Origin of the sequence: Blautia coccoides, assembly GCF_034355335.1 — a bacterium.
GTDB lineage: Bacteria > Bacillota > Clostridia > Lachnospirales > Lachnospiraceae > Blautia > Blautia producta.
In genome coordinates this window covers 296158-315501 of the sequence record NZ_CP136422.1, presented here as the reverse complement: position 1 = coordinate 315501, position 19344 = coordinate 296158, and the positions used below count along the sequence as shown (strand labels likewise).

Here is a 19344-nt window from a genome sequence, read left to right as displayed (position 1 = left end):
TACCCCTTTCCTATTCATCCAGACCAGTCAATAGACTGCTGTCAACATTGTCTATATTAGAAATCAATTCTCTCTCGCTCTCCTTATCCCCATCAAAAGGATAGCGTCTGCTCACCTTATCAAAAAGCTCCAGACATTTTTGTGCCGCCTCCTCATCCGGGTCGAGTATTCGTTTGCAGGCGTACTGAAGACGTAGAACAGACAACATGTAGACTGAACGCTTCAGAAACTCCTGAAATCCTTTCTCCCTGTATTCTCTGCGAAGTTCTTCTCCCGGCCCATCCAGCATAAGTCTGCAGAAAATCATTTCCCCCTTCAGCGCATATCTTTGAATTCCTATAAGTCCGGCTGCTTTCTCCAATAGCTTTTCCCCCATTTTAAGGGCTGTGCCAAATTCTTTTTCATCAATGGCACGGCTGACTGCAAGGACTTCCGTAGAAGCACACATGGCATTACTCCACTTCTCCTCCGGTACAGGCGCAAACCACTCCCCGGGCATATCCCTGAGGCGCTTTCCCAGGGTAAGCTGTTCATTTATCTTGAGCTGCAGCCAGAAACAACTCACAGCTTCTTTATCTTTTCCCAGATATAAAGCATTGTATCCATCATTGTTCACGCCTCCCACCGGCAGAGGAACTGCATTCATCAACGAAAGAAAGATGCCTACAATAAAAAGTGCCATAAACAAAATCTGTAGATAACCATGCCCTTCCACTCCCAGACAAAGAAGCAGGGCAGCCAAGGCAAGGAGCAGATTAAAAAGGCTCCCTCCCAGATTATACAGGATATATGGCATCTTCCCATCCACTAACTCCGGCGGAGCCAGCAGACACTGTCCGCCGGTTCCCATCAGGGAATAACGTCCCCATCTTATTCCATCCTTTTTCTTTGCCGCAATGATCCTTCCCACACGGAAAGAAGAAAATTTATATCCGCTCAGAAGTCCGCAGACAAGATGTCCTGCCTCGTGTACAATAACGTGTAAAAAAGCCGCTGCATAAAGACAGATCACCAGCCAGATCAATCCTACGAGAATTTCCGCTGGTTTCAGAGATCCCCCGTGCATCTTCTCCACATACTTCATGCCAAAGTACCCACCGGCACCTCCCACCGCCATTCCTGCCAAACACTGAAGCAATTGTGTCCTTCTGTTTCTTTTACTACTTTTATTTTTTGTATTATTTTTCTTTGTATTCTTCTTCTTTGTATCACCCATGTTGTTATGCATATGCCTTTACTCACCCTCTGTCAGCAGCCTGTGAAGCAAATACTCCCGGCTGTTAATAAACATTTCCGTCACCTGATAACTCTCTGTTTCCTCATATCTGCATTCATGTATTATGCCGTCATCAAAGGACAGAATTTTTGCCTGTGGAATCCCCAGCAAAATGGGGGAGTGGCTTGCGATAATAAACTGGGAACCTTTCTGGGCCATTCTGTGAATATACAAAAGAAGGGTAAGCTGTCTCTGAGGAGACAGGGCTGCTTCCGGTTCATCCAGTATAAACATGCCTTCCTCTCCAAATGTCCCCTGTATCAAAGCCAGTAAACTCTCTCCATGGGACTGTTCATGCAGGGATTTTCCTCCATAACGGGCATAATAGACATTGGGATCTTCCCCAGGCTCCCTGTAATCCTCTGCCTTGGTGGCCACGTTATAAAAGCTCTCTGCCCGAAGAAAATAACTGCTCCTTGGACGTTTCGTCCCCTTTACAAGCGAAACTGCCCGGTAAAGCTCCGAATGGCTTTCAAAAGTAGAAAAATTGTAATTCTTTGTCCCACCTTCGGGGTTGAAACCGTAGGCTACTGCGACCGCCTCCAAAAGTGTGGATTTCCCGGTTCCATTCTCCCCGACAAAAAACACGATATTATTGTCAAATAAAACACTGTCTGTACTGCTGATAACAGGTATTCCCCTCAAATAGCTGTCCTCATCTATTTTATCCCAGTCAATCCTGGCCTCTTTAATAAATCTGTCATTCCTCAATCTCTATCACTCCCCCGCTTCTTCTGATATCCCGGCAATTCAGGCAAATGGTGTTCTTTCTCTGCCCTTTCATTATTTATGGTATATGCGGGCAAATTCTCTTACCTGACGTTCCAGTTCCCCAAGCCCTTCCTCCACATCGCAGTCCTGACTGTCGTATTTATTCAGAAGGAAAAATATAGGAGCGTAAAAATTAATTGCCATAGCCCTGGCATCCGCTTCTGCAAATACACCCTGACGTATCATCTCCTCAAACAAAACCGTCTGATAACGGATACTGTCCTCCATATAAATCTTCCTGTATACTGCTGCAATTTCTCTGTCCCGGTACTGTTCTATGGTCAACATTCTGCGAAACCTTCCCGCAAAGGAATCACGGAGGTAGAACAGAAAGACATTTTTGCTCAGCTCCACCAGTTCATCCTCGGTTATCCCTCCGTAAGCAAATGCTGCCGCCTCCACAGAGGTGTCATCCGGAAGGCCAAAGGTATGGCTCATGGCCTCCATCCTCTTAGCCATCTCCTCCACAATAGTCTCAAATATTTCTTTTTTGCTTTTAAAGTGCTTATACAGGGAACTGTCCCTGATTCCCACCGCATCCGCAATATTTTTCACACTGGTTCCCTGATACCCTCTGCTCGAAAAAAGAGTCAGGGCCTCCTCCACGATCCGCTCTTTCGTTGACATAACTTTATCATATCCCTTTCAGGTATTCTTTTACGGTCTGCTCCTGTTCAAACAATACGCAGCCCCCTTTATGTGTCTCTGCAAGATTTCCATTTTCTCTCAGTCTGCTAAACAGCGGTGAGTTCATGGCCTCCCTAAGGCTTATATCCTGCAGGCTGGTGTCCGAATAAGGAGAAAACGGACAAGGCTCTGCTCCCCCTTTGGCATTGATATGGAAAAAACCCCGCCCTGCTGCAAGGCAGCCTCCGGACGCTCTCTCATCCCCTGGAAAGGAGATCAGCAGCATATTCCTCTGCGTTTCTCGTAAAATATCAAGTCTGGCGGCCATAAATGTCCTGTCCTTATCGTCCGGGGCCAAATTCACCGTATCCCTGTCTACAGGCACATATTCCACATAGATGACCGCTTTGCAGCCAAGCAGAGAAAGCTTTTGAAGAAATACATCCGCAGTAACCTCCTCCATGTTCTCCTTTGTCACGGTTATGGACACCCCATACAAGATATTCCGTGCCTTCAGCTCCTCCATAGTCTGTATCAGACAATCATAAATTCCGGCACCTCTTCTGGTATCTGTCATCTGCCTGTCACCCTCAATGCTGAGGACCGGCAGGAGATTCCTGTTGTCCATAAACATCTGCAGATATGTATCCACATCCTCTGAGCCTGTCTGAGGTTCCCCAGAGTCCGGTTCAACATTCCTGCTGCCTGACAGAATCTCTTTACTAATCATAGTACCATTAGTAAAAACAGGGAACAAGATGTTTTTTCGCCTCCCCGCCATTTTAAGCACATCAGGCCTCATCAGAGGCTCTCCTCCTGCAAGCAGAATAAAATTCACTCCCATATCCTCCGCCTGACAAAAAATATCATCCCACTGTTCCGCGCGCAGACCGTCCTGCTTTGTTCCGCCGCCGCAGGTATGGTTTGCCCATGCATAACAGCCCTTGCAGCGAAGATTGCACTGGCTGGTAATACTGGCGATCAAAAAAGGAGGAATGTGTTCCCCGTTCTGTTTTGCAGCTCTGCGTTTCTCCGCTGCAGCCCCGGCCGCCTGGGCATATTTCATAAAAAACACTGCAGATTTAGGATTTGTGAGAAACGTCTTACTCATTCCTTTCATAATATTTTCAACCCCGTCGCTAAGATACTGCTCCAACTGTGATTTCTCCATACTCTTCCCTATCCCTTTCTCCGTTCAGGTCATCTGTCGTTCAGCTAGCATTCACTAGCCCTTTACTTTATTGTAGCTAGTATATACTAGCCTGTCAAGTAAAATGAACAACTTTCCATTTACCGAGAGATAGAACTCTTTTCTAATGATATAAAAAACAGACAATCATCCCTAACCTGATGATTGTCTGCATAACAGATGCAATATTTTATTCACAGCTATTCATTGATAAATCCCGCAATTGTCTCCGTCACCTTATCAGGAATATGCTTTGCTCCCTGATAGCTGGCAGGACCTTCCTCATATTTTCCTTCCGTGAACATATGAGACAGGCCCGGGAAAGACACAAACTGCCAGTTATCCTTCCCCTCGTAGTTTTCCTCCCAAATCCGGAAATCATCCATTGTCACCTGATAATCTTCCTCACCCTGCAGGACAAGGACCGGCACTGTTATGTCTGCCGCCTCCGCTACTGCATCATAGTCCAGAATGCTTTTCATATATGTTTTTGTCTGTCCCATAATTCTTGCGTCATCGGGCAGAGAATCAATATTTTTCATCTGCTCCGCTGCCGCTAAGCCCTGCTCATAAACTGCCTTATCCTGCTCTGAAGGATCAGGATCCAGACTCTGAAGGAATTCATACTGCCTCTGAATCGTATCCGCAAATCCCCTGGCCGGACCTGCCATCATAATGCAGCCGTCCGGCTGACCTTCCCTGGCAATTGCACCCATCATCAGTGCACCCTGGCTGTGTCCAACCACATAAACTTTTGAAACGCCTTCCTGTTCACGCAGCATCTTAACCGCCGCAGCGGCATCATTAACGGTTTCATCATAGACTGTAAACTCTTTATCTTCCGCCAATTCTTTTCCGTACACATAAGAAATCTTATCGTAACGGTAAGATGCAATTCCCCTCTCAGCAAGCCCCCATGCCAAATCCTGAAATGGTTTGATCTGTCCTGCTGTCTCATTTCTGTCACTGCTGCCTGAACCATGTACAAATACAACAGCGGGATACTCTTTCAGATTTTTAGGAGCGGCAAATGTTCCCGGCAGTGTGCGGCCGCCTGCTATACTCAGGTTCATATCCGTCTCGGTGACATTTTCCGGTAAGGATACCGTCTCTTTTTGTTCCTGATAGACATCCGTATGAACGCCTCCTATCCTGCCATCCTGAAAAGCGACTACCATATTCAGGGGCTGTATAGAAAAATCACAGGGCACCTGAACCATATTGTACCCGGACTGTGGATCTGCTTCCCATGCCGACCGGATTTCTTTCACTTCCCCCACCGCTTTCAGGGTATCCTGAAAAGCTGTCAGAATCTGACCACTCTCCACTGCGGACTTCATCTGTTCTGTGTACTCATAGTCTGTCTTGATATTGTCTCCGCTGCCTTCCACTAAATCTTTTACAAAGGCCTCAGATATTGCCAAAAGTTCCTGATTTCCTGTGGATGCATCTGCTTTATCCTGATGTACATCCGATTTACCCTGTGCATCCGCTTCATCCTGTGCATCCGCAGTGCTATCCCCATTGTCCCCGTCACTGTCTTTTTTATCTGCGATGTCAGTGTTTTCACCTGCTGCTCCCGCATTTTTTTCCGTATTGTTGTTTTCCTTCCCGCTCCCTTTGCCAGAACAGCCTGAAAACGCAAGCATAACGGCAAGACTCAGTACAGTTATGATCATTTTCTTTTTCATAGTGTCCCTCCTTATTACAGTACAGACTACGTGTGCAAACCCTGCCTGCATTTTTTGCAGTCAGCGCAGTTTATGTGCAGACCTGCTGTATTCTTATGTTGGTTTCACTATAACACACTATTCCAAAATCACAACTGGCTTATCACAAAATACAGAAAACGAAGAATAAGGTATGCGCAAGTTTGCCTAATGAATATCTGCCAGGTTTGCGCCATTATTTTTGATTACTTCTGAATACCAATATGCGGAATCCTTTAAGATACGCTCCTGCGTCTCAAAATCCACATATACCATGCCAAACCTGTCTGAGTACCCCTTGGCCCATTCAAAGTTGTCCACCACTGACCAGGCAAAATAGGCATCTACTTTTACTCCGTCCTCAATTGCCCGGCCAAGTTCCCGCAGATATCTGTGATAAAAATCGATTCTGTTCGGATCATGGACCTTACCGTCCAGGGACACTACATCTGCGCAGCAGCACCCATTCTCCGTGATAACAATAGGCTTCTGATACCGCTCATAAAGGAACCGCGGCCCCCAGTAAAGAGATTCCGGTACCACAGGCCACCCGTTGCCCGTCCTGGGGTATCCCACAGGACGCTGAACAGTCTCCCATCCTCCCTTATGGTCACTCTTCACCTTATATCCGTTGTAAATATTCTGTCCATAGAAATCCAGGGGCTGATGCATCAGTTTCAAATCTTCCGGCTTAAAATCCGGCAAATCCTTTTCAAACAGCTTTAACCCATCCTCCGGATATCTTCCAAACATCACAGGATCACTCCACCAGCTCACAGACCACATATAATCCGGCTTATCCTCCACAGCAAAATATGCTTTTCTGGCAGCTTCAATATCTTCCGGGCTGTCTGTTGCAGGGATCACCGGATTGGAAGTGGGGGCGTATCCAATCTGTGCATCCGGTACCAGACTTCTTATGGCCTGTACAGCTTTTCCATGGGCCATCATTACGTGATGAGCCATTTCCAGCACACTGCGGCGCGACATAAGATTACCCGGTGCATGTTCTCCGGTCACGTGTCCCAGTCCCACAAAACACTGAGGTTCATTAAATGTCATAAAGAATTTGACTCTGTCCCCAAAGGCCTTTGCCGCCACAGCAGCGTACTCTGCAAACCAGTCCACGATCTCCGGATTCTGCCAGCCTCCCAGACGGTGCAGAGCAAAAGGAAGATCCCAGTGAAACAGTGTCAGACAAGGTTTAATATTATATTTTAAAAGTTCATCTATCAGCGCATTATAGAAGTCTATCCCGCTCTGGCTGACTTCCCCTTTTCCCTCCGGCAGTATTCTGGACCAGGCAATAGAGAAACGATAAGCCTGAATCCCCATATCCGCCATCATTTTCACATCCTCTTTATAGCGGTGGTAATGATCACAGGCCACATCCCCGTTATGCATGGAAAAGACTTTACCAGGAGTCCTGCAAAAGTCGTCCCATACCGTGTAACCCCTTCCGCCTTCAAAAGCACCACCCTCTATCTGGTAAGAAGCGGTGGCTGTTCCCCACAAAAAATTTTCTGAAAATCCCATAAAAATATCCTCCTCTTTATGCAGCTTTATATTTTCTTACGGCTCGCGCAGTAAATGCGCAGACCCGCTGAATCCTTGACTTTATTCTAATCTAAAATCTCTTTGTTTACAACTATAAGGGCAAAATATAACAAAAAGCCGGGGCAGCGGGATTCTGATTTCCCATCCGCTCCGGCTGTATATCTTATACCTCAATACCCGCCTCTCCAAAACGCTGTTTCACATAGGCAAGGCTTTCCAGATAGGCATTATCCCCATCCAAATGCTCAATGATCAGCGGCATATCCGGATCTGTCTCACGTGCCAATTGCGCATACTTTTCCAGATTCAGACATCCTCTGCCGCAGGCAGTCTCCCTGAACTGCAGGGTGAATTCCTGTTCCAGGATCACATCCTTCAGATGACAGCTTCTGATATGAGGTCCCAGCTTACGGAAGCACTCCTCCATAAAATCTTCATGATAAAAATATCTCTCCGGAGTAGTGATCCAGTTAAACACATCCATATGCACAGCAAACCGCTCCCTGTCCACGTCATGGATCAGCTTTAAATATTCATCCGGACCCATAGGGTACATCCATGGCATTGGCTCAATGGTATAATATGTATTTACCGGATTTGCTGTATCTATGATCTCCTGAATGCTTCTCACCATCAGTTTCCAGGTATCCTCAGTCAGATTTTCTTTATAAGGGCCGTCCCAGCGTTCCCCTCTGGAACCTGAGACATTCACACAGCATCTCGCACTGATCTGATCGGCCAGCTTTAGCTGCTCTACACATCTTGTAAACGCTGCTTCCCTGACTTTGTCATCCGGGGAAATGGGATTGCACCAGGCTCCCACTTCCGCGATCATCAGATCATATTTGCCGGCCGCCTCCACGTATTGTTCCAAAAGTGTCTGGTCACAGGTGTGATCCACAGGGAAATTCACAGAGCCGCAGCCCATCCGATGCATTTTTTCAGCCCATTCCCAGGGGCTTTTATGCTCCAGAGGGCTGGATAATCCCAGTCTCATCCGCGTCTCCTCCTGATCATCTATCACTTTCCAGCAGCTCAATGATACACTTCAGATCTTTATAACCATTCATGTATGTATATCTTCCGCTGCCATCTCCGTACTCACCCTTCTGCTCCAGAACCATGCCGAAATCTTCACAGCGTTTTACAGCCTCAGGCATTTTCATTCCCTTAATATTGAACGCTACATGATGAATTCCTTCTCCGTGCTCATTCAGATAATTTCTCCATGTGGAAGGTGCTTCATTAGGCTGGATCAATTCAAGCTGCAGACCCGGTCCCACATCAAAAAATGCAAGGTAGCTGTTAGCCTCCGGTGCAGGCTCACCTTTAAATTCCGTCTGGGTGATCTCATACTCACCACAGAGAGCTGCTTCCGGTTCCTCAACCCCCAAAAATTCTGCCCATTTCTTTTTTGTGGCATTGATGTCCTTTACGATAAATCCAACCTGACAAACTAAATCTGTACCAACTACTCCACTCATAATTCTTACCTCACTTTATATTTTATTATTTATATTCTGCCCGCTGGTATGCCGGTCCTTACAGGCTCCGGCTTTTCGCAGGTAGTTTCCATTTCATATACTTTTCTTTCGCGCGCTGACTCCATCATGCCTGTGATCGCTTCGATCACGTGGCAGGCCATCTCAGCATTTACTCTGGGCTTTCTTCCCTCGATCACTGCACAGGCCAGATCCAGCACGCCAATCCCCCTGGTGTATTCCCCAATATGGGGATACAGTTCAGGCAGCTCCACGCTGACGTTCTGCTTTGCTTTTGTCTCCTCGCTGTCGTCATACAGCACATCCAGCGTCCGTTCCTTTCTGTAGACCTTGGGCCGGCCTCCGGACATGTTGGGATCCGGCACCTCCAGTGTCCCCTCTGTCCCATATATTTCAAACATAGGCAGATTAGAATGCCAGATATCGAAACTGATATTCATACTCACAATGACTCCTGACGCAAGCTCTGCAATTCCCGAATAATGGGTAGGTGTCTCAACCTGTATCGCCTGCCCTTTCTGCGGCCCTGTATATATGTTCCGCGCAGGAAATCCGGTGCCTGAAAAAGCACTGACCCGTTTTACAGGCCCAAGCAGTGCTGCCAGGGCGGTAAAATAATATGGACCCATATCATACAGCGGACCTGCGCCCAGCCTGTAGAAATTCGCAGGTGCCGGATGCCATGTTTCCACACCGTTTGACATCATATTGGCAGTCACATAGAGAGGTTTTCCGATCCATCCGTCATCCAGGATCTTTCTGCAGGTCTGCAGGGAGGAGCCAAGGAACGTATCGGGAGCGCAGCCCACAAAAAGTCCTTTGCTATCCGCCAGCTCCATCACTTCCCGCCCTTCGGCCGGTGTGGGCGCAAAGGGTTTTTCGCAGAATACATGTTTTCCCGCCATTAATATTTTCTTATTCAGTTCTGTGTGAAGCTGAGGCGGAGTCAGGTTTACCACCAGCTCCACATCTTCCATGGCAAGCATCTCCTCCACAGAACAGCCTGCAGATATCTGATATTTCTCAGCATGGCTCTTTGCCAGTTCCACATTCACATCTGCGCAGGCTGCCAGATGCAGGGTGGGATAAAAGCGTTTGATATCCCGGATATAGGTATTGCTGATGACTCCGCATCCGAGTATCCCCACATTTACATTTCTCATATTCGATCCCTCACAGTATTCCATTTCCCGGTTCCGGCTGTTCAACAGCACCAGAATCTCTCTGCAGCATCACAGACGCTTTGCAGAATATTCTGTCTGCAGCCACATCCCCATCTCAGTATGGCATAGGTTCGCCCCTGTAGTTGATAAAGGGCACATCCATGTCAGCTATCTGTTTCTTCCTGTCCAGAATATCGAACAGTCCTGCCGCGGATTCAGAAGGAGGGATCTGGGCATTTTCTTTTCCCATAATGGTGTCCATACGGCCAGGATGGATCATGTAGATCCGCATGTGTTTTTCTGCCTTCTCCTCTGCCAGATAATTTCGTATCTTCTGGGTGTACATATTAGCGGCGTGTTTTGACACAGAGTATGCCAGATAGTTGTAGCCCTGGGGACTTAAATGTCCTGCCTCAGAAGTTATATTCATAATACAGGCATCCTTGGAAGCATACAACAGATCAATGAAATATTTCAGCACAATGGCTGTCCCTGTCACGTTTACATCCAGTGTTTTTCTGAACTTTTCCACATCCAGATCACCAATGGCGTCCCCGGGCATTACCATTTTTTCAAACAGTACCCCGGCATTGTTCACAAGAAAATCAATTTGTCCCAATTCCTGCTGTACCTGTTCTGCCGCATGTTTTACCATCTGTTCATCTGTTACATCCATCTCCAGAATCTTCAGATCATCTCCGTATTCTGCTTTCAGTTCCAGCAAATCGCCTGTATACCTTTCATCTGCGGCGTTTCTGCAGCCAGCCAGCATCGTGTGGCCCCTTCGCAGTCCTTCTTTTATCATCTCATAGCCCAACCCCCGGTTGGCGCCGGTCACTAATCCAATCATATTGCCTCCTAATAATCTGACTCCCCAAAACGGAAGACCTTAAACAGTACCAGAATGATGGCCAGAGCGATCAGAAGCAGGATCCAAGCCATAGCGGATGCATATCCCATTTTAAAGTAAGAGAATGCGTTCTGATACAAATACAGGGAATAGAACATAGTCTGATTGTCCGGGCCTCCGTTGGTCATAATGTACGGCTCTGCGAACCACTGGAACACTGCAATGATCAGTGTCACCACATTATAAAGTATGGTAGAGCGCAGAAGCGGAATGGTTACGGATATAGTCTGTCTGAAAAATCCCGCACCATCCAGAGCTGCCGACTCATAAAGACTGTCGGGTATATCCTGCAGGCCTGCCAGATAAATGATAATGGCATTGCCGCAGGTCCACACCATCATAATGATCAGCGCAGGCTTGGACCAGAACATACTGGAAAGCCATCCGGGGCCTTGAATTCCGATATAGCTGAGCAGACGGTTGATTATACCGGTCTCCGGCTGCATAACCCATATCCAGAGAAGACATGCCACAACTGTTGGCACCAGCGTAGGAATAAAAAATGCCACCCGGAACGGTCCAGTGTATTTTAACTTCTTGTTATTCATTATAATGGAGACAGCCACTGCAATAAATGTAGTTATGGGAACTCCAAAAATAATCATATAAACTGTATTACTCATTGCCTTCAGAAACGTTTTATCCTGAAACAGCATTTTGTAATTATCAAATCCGATAAAGACAGGATCTTTGATCACCTGGTAATCACATAGGGAATAATACAGGGAGGAACAAATCGGAAATAAGGTAAATACCAGAAATCCGATTATCCACGGGGAAACGAACAGCAGCCCATGAATGGCCTCTTTTTTTCTCATATTCATTTTCTTCATATTTTCCCCTCCTATCCCTTAATTCCTGACATTGCAATACCCTGGATAAAATACTTCTGCATAACAAAGAACAGGATCAATACCGGCAGGATCATAACCGCTCCCAGTGCCAACAGCATACTCCAGTTCGGATCCAGATTGGATTTCAGCATAGAAGCCGCCAATGACAGTGTGTACAGTTCATCTTTACCCAAAAATACAAGCGGTCCTAAGAAATCATTCCAAGAACGGATAAATGCAAAAATAGCCACAGTGGTCAATGCAGGTTTAGCCATTGGGATAACCAGCTTTGAAAAAATAGTAAACTCCCCGGCCCCGTCAATACGGGCTGCTTCTGAAATATCCTGGGGAATTCCCGTGAAAAACTGGCGCAGCAGGAAAATAAAAAACGGATTCCCGAAAAAGCAGGTAACTGTCAGGGGAAGGAATGTTCCGATCCATTTCATCTTGGTAAACATAAGGAACAAGGGCACCAGTGTTACCTGATATGGAAGGATCATCGTAACGAGCACTAAAATGAAAACCTTATCACGTCCCGGCCAGCGCAGCCTGGAAAATCCGTATGCCACCAGTGAACAGGATAAAAGAGAGCCGACAATATTGCAGATCACAATGATCATTGTATTTTTCAGGTACATAAAAAAGGGAATTGATGAAAACATGTTCACAAAGTTATCCAGCCTGAATTTATCAGGCAGCCATTTAAACGGCGTTCTGAACAGTTCACTTTCTGCCTTAAAAGATCCCATAAACAGATAAAATATCGGCAGAACGAACAGAATAGCTAAAACAATCAAAAATGCATATAAAAGTATAACTTCCAGACCGGGGCCTTTTCTGTGGTTCTTCATCCCATCCGGTTTTGCCATTTTGAATCTCCTTTCATTCTGATGAAACCTTCTGTGCGGCACATAAGTGCCGCACAGAGTATTCCATAAACCGCAGATAACCTTACTCTGCTTTATCAAGTTCTGCCTGATATTTATCCTGAAGTTTCTGAAGTTCTCCCTGAATGTCCGTGATGTTTCCATAGATCACACCTTCACGGAAGGTTACAAATGCCTTAGACAATTCAGCTGAGCAGGAACACAGCGCAGGTATTCCGTTTTCCGGTGAGTTCGCAAGCTCTCTCTCCATCAAATACATCTCGTCGCCCTCTTTTGTCAGGCTTACATTGTCAAACTCTGCGTCACTTGTAGGGATACTTCTCCACTGAGCAAAGTTATCCTCATTAACCGCACCTGACATACAGAATTTAATGAACAGTGCAGCCAGTTCAGGATTCTGTGAACCCTTCGGTATTGCAAACACATTTGTCTGGAATGTCGTGCTGTTTGCCCGTCCGCCGTCCGGCACCGGTACAGCACAGGCTTTATAATTTACATCAGGTGCATAAACACGCAGAGCATTGGAGAACCAGTTTCCGGTGATCGTCATGCCCACTTTTCCTGTCATAAACGCATGATCCGGTGAAAACATTCCGCCAAGTCCTGAGGTAAAGGACTGGATCCTCTCCGGGTCATATTTCTGTCCGTAGGACTGCAGCCATTCCATACAGGAAACCACTTCCGGTGAAGTCAGGTTCAGTTTATTCGTCTCAGAATCATATACGTCTGCACCAAAGAAAAACGGAAGTGTAAAAGCATCATCCTTTAAGTCAAGCCATGGAATAAGGCCAAATCTTTCATATGTCCCGTCTTCCTTCTGGATCGTCATGGCTTCTGCCCACTGGTCCAGCTCGTCTAATGTTTTGGGAGGATTTTCGGGATCCAGCCCGGCTTCTTTAGCGATATCAGGATTGTAATACAGCAGCATTACATTGGTGTCCTGAGGGATCAGATATGGCTCATCCTTATAATATATAACATCCTTACATCCGTTGAAAAAGTTATCTACATCCAGGTCTACCTGCTCAAGATACGGCTCCAGCATTTCAAAGCTTCCGTTTGCTGCATAAGAATAGGCCGAAACCGCGTTGTCACAGATAACCAGATCAGGTGCCTGACCGCCTGCAATGGCTGACAGAAGCTTTCCGTTGTTGATGCCTGCCCCGTCAGGTACAAACTGTACGTTGCACTTAATGCCCTTGTCTTTATACAATTCGTTAAATGCATCTACACGGCTCTGGTCCCACACCTGGGAATCCCCCGTAAACGCAGACCAATATGTAAATTCCCCAGTCAAATCTGTATCTTCCACTTCCAACCCCAATGCTTTCAGCTCATCCGCATTCGTCTTCACAGACTCTTGTGCCTTCTTTGCCTCGTCGCTCAGCTCTGTCTTTTCTTCCGGCTGCTGTGTTCCCCCGTCCGCGGATGTACTTGCTGAATCCCCACATCCAGCCAGTGTACCTGCTGCCATACATAATGTTAATAATGCTGCTGCTAATTTATTCTTCATACGTTTCTCCTTTCCTGTTTCACACCATCGTTACTTTTTCGGTTCGTATTTCACCTGTACAAATGTTCCCAGTTTTTCTTTGCTGTCAAAAACCGTGTAATTTCCGCCCTCATATTCCCCGTAATGGCGGACCGGCATGTCATTTTCCTCAAAGTATTTTACTGCCGCATCTCTGTCATCTGTCATAAACGCAATATGATGGATACCGTCACCGTTCTTCTCCAGGAAATCTTTCCATGAACTAGGCTCCTCATCAGGCTCTGTAAGCTCCAGCACTACCTGTCCCAGATCAAACACTGCAAGCTTTGCTCTTGTCCTGCTGGGTTCTCCCTTAAATTGTGTGTGCGCCACGGACTCATCCGGAACCCGGAATATCTCCGGCTTCGGAACACCGAAAAGCTTTGCGTACTCCTCTGTTGTCTTTTCCAGGTCTTTCACCACCAGGGCTACCTGGCATATCGTCTTGCCGTCAATTACTCCCATAATCTAATCCTTCCTTTGCTTGTATTCATTTCAACCTTCACGCGCTTCGGTTTTGATATGTTTACTATAGCATTGGAATAAAGTATTTTCCATTAACTTATTGCTATATATATAATAATTATTGCTTTATATTTTGAGTATATGCAAATTATTAATATGCAATAGTCACATGTTCACATTTTTCCAACAGTATTTTTGTGCATTCTGCACATTTATTTATCGCAATATTTAACTTATAATATTTATCAAAGGAATTTATTGTCTGTATTTGTAAAATTTTGTCGATTCATTTTTCATTTGCAATATTTTATTATGCTTTTTTACAATTTAAACTATAAGGAGTAATTTGTTATGATCAAAGCAGATTTATCTGAACCTATGTACTTTGAACACGATATGTCCATTAATGTGTCATATGGGCACTACTATTCCCATTTCCCTACACACTGGCACAGTTACATGGAAATAGTGGCTCCCCTGTCCAACGACATGACTATGACGCTGGGCAACGAGACGTATACCCTAACGAAAAACCAGATTGTTCTGGTACCGCCCCGCAGCCTGCACTCTCTGACCAAAAAAAGTACGGTGCCCTGCCTGGTCCTGCAGTTTTCTAATATGCTGCTGCCGCAGCTTCATGATTTTATCGCGCACAGACAGCTCCTATGCTGTCAGCCTGTCATTGATGTGACAGACCCCGCGCCGTTTACGGATAACCCACTGGATATCCTCGTAAAAATGAAGGGATTATTCTACAGCGATATCAGCTTCAAAGAGATGCGCCTGTATGAAGCACTGCTGCACTTTTTCATAGTGATCGGGGAACATAATTATCAGATAGAGAATTCACTCTCTGCCCAGAAAACGCCTCAGCAAAAGGCTTATGACAGAAAATTTGATGGAATTACAGAATATATAAATGAACATTATACAGAACAGATCAGTCTGGAGGATCTTGCCGCCTTTGCAGGGTTCAGCAAATACCATTTCTCCAGGATTTTTAAAGAGTATTATCAGATGTCCCTGCCGGAATATATTACATCCCTGCGGGTATCACGGGCAACGGAGCTGCTGGAAAATCCGGAGCTTTCCATTATGGATGTGGCGCTGCAGTCCGGCTTTTCCAGCCTGCCGTCCTTTAACAGGACGTTTAAGCAGATCAATAACTGTACGCCGTCGCAGTTCAGGAAGATGTTTGATCATTTCCCCGGGTGAGAAGTTTTTGCAAAGTGGTTATTTGCAAACGCGTAAATAGGTGGTATATTAAAACTATAAAAGGACAGCCGCCCACAAGGTTAGTTGACCGTTATAATGAGTAGAAAGACCACCCGTCCACTGGCCAAAGTTTTGATATGCCAGAAGGAACAGCCAAAGGTCATTATATCCTGAAAATGGAAATCATTTTTCATAGACATCACCCCCATTCTAAAGAATAGAGGTCAACCCACCCTGCAACACGGCTGTCCATTTTCATATTATATCATTCATACATCGCGTTAGCAATCTGTAATATTGCACGAAAAATCGGAAGAAAGGCTACTAAAGCCTTCTTCCGATTTTTCATATCCTCCGTATCAACTTACTCAATTCCCATCAGATCACACAGTGACAGAATATAAATCCTGCCCGCATTCACCGCATCCTCAATATCCACATTCTCATTATAAGAGTGAATACCCTCCGTATTGGAAGGACCGTACTGAATAGTAGGAATGCCCTGTGCACGGTACTCTCTTGCATCGCTGGATGCCCACTGATAAGCCGGGATCACATCAATGCCCCACAGTGCCTCTGCATTTTTCTTCACAGTCTGTACAATAGCTGCATCCTCGTCTGTGTAGTTTCCTTCGCTCTTCCACTGCGCTTCGTACTCAATGCCCGTCTCTCCGCTTTCACGGATGATCCTGCGCACCATCTCTTCGATCTCTTCATGGTCCACACCGATCGGCAGACGTACATCCACAATAGCCTCACAGTAATCCGGAACCATATTCGGACGTGTTCCGCCCTGGATCACACCTACATTGGCTGATACATGGCTGATAACTTCACCGATCCCCGGCTCGCCGATCTCCTGCTGTGCGATCAGCTTGGAATTCTCCAATGCGTGAGCCTGACTGTCCTTAAAGTGGCCTTCGATCTTTGTGAGATCCTGCAGTTTATCCAGCACTTTTGAGAGCTTGATAATGGCATTTTCCCCTTTAAATCCGCCCAGACTTCCATGTGCGGATTTGCCGTTGGCCTTCATGATCAGGGTCAGGCCGCCTTTCTGACCAATCTCAATGGTATTGTTGGATGTTGGTTCCGCAATAAGGCAGGCATTGGCATCTTTGGCATACCCATTGTCACACAGCCATCTGGAACCGTATTCCCCGCCGCTCTCCTCATCAGAAACTATGTGGAGGCGGATATTGCCGTTGAGTTCCGCTTTTGACTCTGTGAGTATCTTCATGGCAAACAAAAGGCCAGCCACGCCGGCTTTCATGTCGGAAGTTCCTCTTCCCAGGATCAGCTTGTCTGTCACTTCACCGGAAAACGGATCAAAATCCCACTGTTCCCTGTCACCGGCGGGAACCACGTCCACATGACCGTTTAAGATCACGCTGAATCCGTCATCTTTTCCGATTTTTGCCAGTACACACGGGAAGTCAGGATGTGCTGCAACTTCCTCGCTGGCAATGCCTGCTTCCTTCAGATAATTCTTAACAAAATCCACTACCTCTCTCTGGGTTCCGGTAGGGTTTTCACTGGGAATCCTGATCAGGTCAGAAACCAGTTTAATAAAGTCCTCTGTCTGGCTCTCAGCCAGCTTCAGAATTTCTGCTCTTGTCACATTACTCATTTTCGCTCACACTTTCTTAAATAGAATAAATACACAGCCGCCGGATATGCATTTTGCTGCACCCGGCGGCAATGGTTACCTTTTATTTTCCATCATACAGGAAACAAGCTACCTGGTGGCCTTCCTCCTGTTTCATAAGCTTAGGCATTTCCTTACGGCAGCGCTCCATACACTGGGGGCACCTTCCTGCCAGCGGACATCCTGTCTGGTCACCAATTGGACTGGGGATATCCCCCTTCATCACAATTCTCTCTTTCTTTACAAAAGGAGACTCCGTGGGGATCGCAGACAACAATGCCTTTGTATACGGATGCAGCGGGTTGTCATACAGCTTATCAGCATCACACAGCTCCACGATACGTCCCAGATACATAATGGCGATCCTGTCACTTACATGCTTGATAACACCCAGGTCATGGGAGATAAACACATATGTCAGGTTATACTCCTTCTGCAGCCGGTTAAACAGGTTCAGAACCTGAGCCTGAATGGATACGTCCAGTGCGGAAACCGGCTCGTCACAGATGATCAGCTTAGGATTCAGCGCAAGCGCGCGGGCAACATTGATCCTCTGTCTCTGCCCTCCTGAAAACTCATGAGGGAAACGGTTTACATGCTGTACATCAAGTCCAACCTCACGCATGAGGCCCAGCACCTTGTCATCCCTTTTTTTCTTATCAGGCTCCAGCTTATGCACTACCAGCGGCTCTGCGATGATCTTTGCCGCTGTTTTTCTGGGGTCCAGAGAGGAATAAGGGTCCTGGAATACCATCTGGATATCCCTTTTTAAATCCTTCAGCTCTTTTCCCTGTAAGGAGAAAATGTCTCTGCCATTGTACTCCACACTTCCGGAAGTGGCTTTGTGAAGCTGGATGAGAGTCTTTCCAAATGTGGATTTACCGCATCCTGATTCTCCGATAATACCCAGTGTCTCGCCTTCATAGATATCCACGGAAACGTCATTGACTGCGTGGAGGATCTGGGGCTGCTCACCGAATTTGCTGGCTTTGATCTTAAATTCCTTGGTCAGGTTTCTGACCTTCATAAGAACCTTCTTCTCATCCTTCATTTTCTTCGTTCACTTCCCCTCTGACTAATTTGTTCTCCAGATCCTGCCTGTGACATGCCACAAAATGTCCCGGCTCCACTTCAACAAGAGGCGGAACCTCAGCACGGCATTTTTCCGTCACGTACGGGCAGCGGTTGTAGAAGTTGCAGCATTTGCCTGTCAGACGCAGGTCAGGCGGTGTACCGGGAATGGTGTTCAGCATCCCTTTATTTTCATCAGAGAGCTTTGGCATAGAATCCAGAAGTCCCCATGTATATGGATGCAGCGGTTTGGAATACAGGTCTTTGGTAGTCGCATATTCGACGGTATTTCCCGCGTACAGCACCATAACTGTATCACACATCTCCCACACAACACCCAGGTTATGGGTGATCAGCAGAATGGAGGTATTGTACTCATCCTGCAGCTCTTTCAAAAGAGCCAGAACCTGTGCCTGAACGGTAACGTCAAGGGCTGTGGTAGGCTCATCGGCAATGACCAGCTTAGGCTTGCAGCACACAGCCATGGCTATGATGACACGCTGGCACATACCGCCGGACAGCTCGTAAGGATAAGCCTCCATACGTTTTTCCGGCTGGGGGATCCCCACTTTATTCAGGGCTTCCACTGCCATATTCCACGCTGTTTTCTTGTCCACGTCCTGGTGGGCACAGATCATCTCTACCATCTGGTTTCCAATCTTAAATACAGGGTCCAGACTTGTCATTGGGTCCTGGAAAATAACCGCTATATCCTTGCCGCGGAAGTCCAAAAGCTCTTTCTTGGTAAGCTTCAGCACATCCTTGCCGTCAAAGTTGATCTCACCGCCCACGATTTTTCCCGTACGCGGTGGAAGCAGACGTATGATGGATGAGGAGCTTACACTCTTTCCTGAGCCGGATTCCCCCACGATTCCCATGGTCTCACCTTTTTTCAACTCAAAACTGACACCATCCACTGCTTTTGACACTCCGCTTGCAAGGAAAAAATAGGTCTTTAAATCTTTTACTGTCAGTAAGGTATCACTCATAATA

Annotated in this window: 18 protein-coding genes; 1 reads left to right on the top strand and 17 read right to left on the bottom strand. The window is 46.4% G+C overall.

What is annotated here, in order from left to right; genetic code table 11:
* Window positions 1–10 precede the first annotated feature (10 nt).
* From BLCOC_RS01390 to BLCOC_RS01325, 14 genes are all read right to left on the bottom strand, one after another.
* On the bottom strand, window positions 11–1138 hold the full coding sequence (locus tag BLCOC_RS01390) for a site-2 protease family protein (protein ID WP_131918312.1): 1128 nt from the start codon (window positions 1136–1138) through the stop codon (window positions 11–13).
* A 96-nt stretch (window positions 1139–1234) separates the two neighbouring features.
* The gene (locus BLCOC_RS01385; protein ID WP_115624127.1) at window positions 1235–1987 is read right to left on the bottom strand and encodes an AAA family ATPase; all 753 of its coding nucleotides are present in this window, start codon (window positions 1985–1987) and stop codon (window positions 1235–1237) included.
* A gap of 72 nt (window positions 1988–2059) precedes the next feature.
* Complete coding sequence (locus tag BLCOC_RS01380) at window positions 2060–2674, bottom strand: TetR/AcrR family transcriptional regulator (protein ID WP_018597049.1); 615 nt, start codon at window positions 2672–2674, stop codon at window positions 2060–2062.
* 7 nt (window positions 2675–2681) lie between these two features.
* On the bottom strand, window positions 2682–3845 hold the full coding sequence (locus BLCOC_RS01375) for a radical SAM/SPASM domain-containing protein (protein ID WP_115624126.1): 1164 nt from the start codon (window positions 3843–3845) through the stop codon (window positions 2682–2684).
* Between the two features lie 218 nt (window positions 3846–4063).
* Complete coding sequence (locus BLCOC_RS01370; protein WP_165907193.1) at window positions 4064–5554, bottom strand: alpha/beta hydrolase family protein; 1491 nt, start codon at window positions 5552–5554, stop codon at window positions 4064–4066.
* A 186-nt stretch (window positions 5555–5740) separates the two neighbouring features.
* A complete protein-coding gene (locus BLCOC_RS01365; RefSeq protein ID WP_018597052.1) occupies window positions 5741–7108 on the bottom strand; it encodes a GH1 family beta-glucosidase in 1368 nt (455 codons plus the stop codon).
* Between the two features lie 184 nt (window positions 7109–7292).
* The gene (locus BLCOC_RS01360; RefSeq protein ID WP_029470862.1) at window positions 7293–8126 is read right to left on the bottom strand and encodes a sugar phosphate isomerase/epimerase family protein; all 834 of its coding nucleotides are present in this window, start codon (window positions 8124–8126) and stop codon (window positions 7293–7295) included.
* Window positions 8127–8142: 16 nt separating this feature from the next.
* Entirely contained in the window at window positions 8143–8613 is a 471-nt protein-coding gene (locus tag BLCOC_RS01355) for a VOC family protein (RefSeq protein ID WP_029470863.1), read from the bottom strand.
* 29 nt (window positions 8614–8642) lie between these two features.
* The gene (locus BLCOC_RS01350; RefSeq protein WP_115624124.1) at window positions 8643–9794 is read right to left on the bottom strand and encodes a Gfo/Idh/MocA family protein; all 1152 of its coding nucleotides are present in this window, start codon (window positions 9792–9794) and stop codon (window positions 8643–8645) included.
* 115 nt (window positions 9795–9909) lie between these two features.
* Window positions 9910–10644: an SDR family NAD(P)-dependent oxidoreductase gene (locus BLCOC_RS01345; RefSeq protein ID WP_115624123.1), complete on the bottom strand. Its 735-nt coding sequence runs from the start codon at window positions 10642–10644 to the stop codon at window positions 9910–9912.
* 8 nt (window positions 10645–10652) lie between these two features.
* Window positions 10653–11537 carry a carbohydrate ABC transporter permease gene (locus BLCOC_RS01340; protein WP_044954436.1) on the bottom strand — a complete coding sequence of 295 codons (885 nt, stop codon included), beginning with the start codon at window positions 11535–11537 and terminating at the stop codon, window positions 10653–10655.
* A gap of 11 nt (window positions 11538–11548) precedes the next feature.
* A complete protein-coding gene (locus BLCOC_RS01335; RefSeq protein WP_018597059.1) occupies window positions 11549–12406 on the bottom strand; it encodes a carbohydrate ABC transporter permease in 858 nt (285 codons plus the stop codon).
* Between the two features lie 82 nt (window positions 12407–12488).
* Window positions 12489–13937: an extracellular solute-binding protein gene (locus BLCOC_RS01330; protein WP_115624122.1), complete on the bottom strand. Its 1449-nt coding sequence runs from the start codon at window positions 13935–13937 to the stop codon at window positions 12489–12491.
* Between the two features lie 30 nt (window positions 13938–13967).
* Entirely contained in the window at window positions 13968–14420 is a 453-nt protein-coding gene (locus BLCOC_RS01325; protein WP_115624121.1) for a VOC family protein, read from the bottom strand.
* Window positions 14421–14771: 351 nt separating this feature from the next.
* Between BLCOC_RS01325 and BLCOC_RS01320 the strand changes: the two genes are divergently transcribed.
* The gene (locus BLCOC_RS01320) at window positions 14772–15635 is read left to right on the top strand and encodes an AraC family transcriptional regulator (protein WP_115624120.1); all 864 of its coding nucleotides are present in this window, start codon (window positions 14772–14774) and stop codon (window positions 15633–15635) included.
* 364 nt (window positions 15636–15999) lie between these two features.
* Here BLCOC_RS01320 and BLCOC_RS01315 read toward each other — a convergent pair whose 3' ends face one another.
* The 3 genes from BLCOC_RS01315 to BLCOC_RS01305 form a co-directional block, all read right to left on the bottom strand.
* Window positions 16000–17262 (bottom strand): M20 family metallopeptidase, encoded by a 1263-nt coding sequence (locus BLCOC_RS01315; protein ID WP_174717636.1) that lies wholly within the window; start codon window positions 17260–17262, stop codon window positions 16000–16002.
* 82 nt (window positions 17263–17344) lie between these two features.
* A complete protein-coding gene (locus tag BLCOC_RS01310) occupies window positions 17345–18331 on the bottom strand; it encodes an ABC transporter ATP-binding protein (protein ID WP_115624119.1) in 987 nt (328 codons plus the stop codon).
* Complete coding sequence (locus BLCOC_RS01305; RefSeq protein ID WP_018597066.1) at window positions 18321–19340, bottom strand: ABC transporter ATP-binding protein; 1020 nt, start codon at window positions 19338–19340, stop codon at window positions 18321–18323. The genes BLCOC_RS01310 and BLCOC_RS01305 overlap by 11 nt, the downstream gene beginning before the upstream one ends.
* Between the last annotated feature and the right edge of the window lie 4 nt (window positions 19341–19344).

Excerpts from the sequence above, each read along its gene's own strand:
- BLCOC_RS01310 (WP_115624119.1), bottom strand. The coding sequence starts at position 18,331 with ATGAAGGATGAGAAGAAGGTTCTTATGAAGGTCAGAAACCTGACCAAG.
- BLCOC_RS01355 (WP_029470863.1), bottom strand. The coding sequence starts at position 8,613 with ATGAGTGGAGTAGTTGGTACAGATTTAGTTTGTCAGGTTGGATTTATC.
- BLCOC_RS01305 (WP_018597066.1), bottom strand. The coding sequence starts at position 19,340 with ATGAGTGATACCTTACTGACAGTAAAAGATTTAAAGACCTATTTTTTC.
- BLCOC_RS01375 (WP_115624126.1), bottom strand. The coding sequence starts at position 3,845 with ATGGAGAAATCACAGTTGGAGCAGTATCTTAGCGACGGGGTTGAAAAT.
- BLCOC_RS01345 (WP_115624123.1), bottom strand. The coding sequence starts at position 10,644 with ATGATTGGATTAGTGACCGGCGCCAACCGGGGGTTGGGCTATGAGATG.
- BLCOC_RS01330 (WP_115624122.1), bottom strand. The coding sequence starts at position 13,937 with ATGAAGAATAAATTAGCAGCAGCATTATTAACATTATGTATGGCAGCA.
- BLCOC_RS01370 (WP_165907193.1), bottom strand. The coding sequence starts at position 5,554 with ATGAAAAAGAAAATGATCATAACTGTACTGAGTCTTGCCGTTATGCTT.
- BLCOC_RS01315 (WP_174717636.1), bottom strand. The coding sequence starts at position 17,262 with ATGAGTAATGTGACAAGAGCAGAAATTCTGAAGCTGGCTGAGAGCCAG.
- BLCOC_RS01325 (WP_115624121.1), bottom strand. The coding sequence starts at position 14,420 with ATGGGAGTAATTGACGGCAAGACGATATGCCAGGTAGCCCTGGTGGTG.
- BLCOC_RS01335 (WP_018597059.1), bottom strand. The coding sequence starts at position 12,406 with ATGGCAAAACCGGATGGGATGAAGAACCACAGAAAAGGCCCCGGTCTG.
- BLCOC_RS01350 (WP_115624124.1), bottom strand. The coding sequence starts at position 9,794 with ATGAGAAATGTAAATGTGGGGATACTCGGATGCGGAGTCATCAGCAAT.
- BLCOC_RS01380 (WP_018597049.1), bottom strand. The coding sequence starts at position 2,674 with ATGTCAACGAAAGAGCGGATCGTGGAGGAGGCCCTGACTCTTTTTTCG.
- BLCOC_RS01340 (WP_044954436.1), bottom strand. The coding sequence starts at position 11,537 with ATGAAGAAAATGAATATGAGAAAAAAAGAGGCCATTCATGGGCTGCTG.
- BLCOC_RS01365 (WP_018597052.1), bottom strand. The coding sequence starts at position 7,108 with ATGGGATTTTCAGAAAATTTTTTGTGGGGAACAGCCACCGCTTCTTAC.
- BLCOC_RS01320 (WP_115624120.1), top strand. The coding sequence starts at position 14,772 with ATGATCAAAGCAGATTTATCTGAACCTATGTACTTTGAACACGATATG.
- BLCOC_RS01360 (WP_029470862.1), bottom strand. The coding sequence starts at position 8,126 with ATGAGACTGGGATTATCCAGCCCTCTGGAGCATAAAAGCCCCTGGGAA.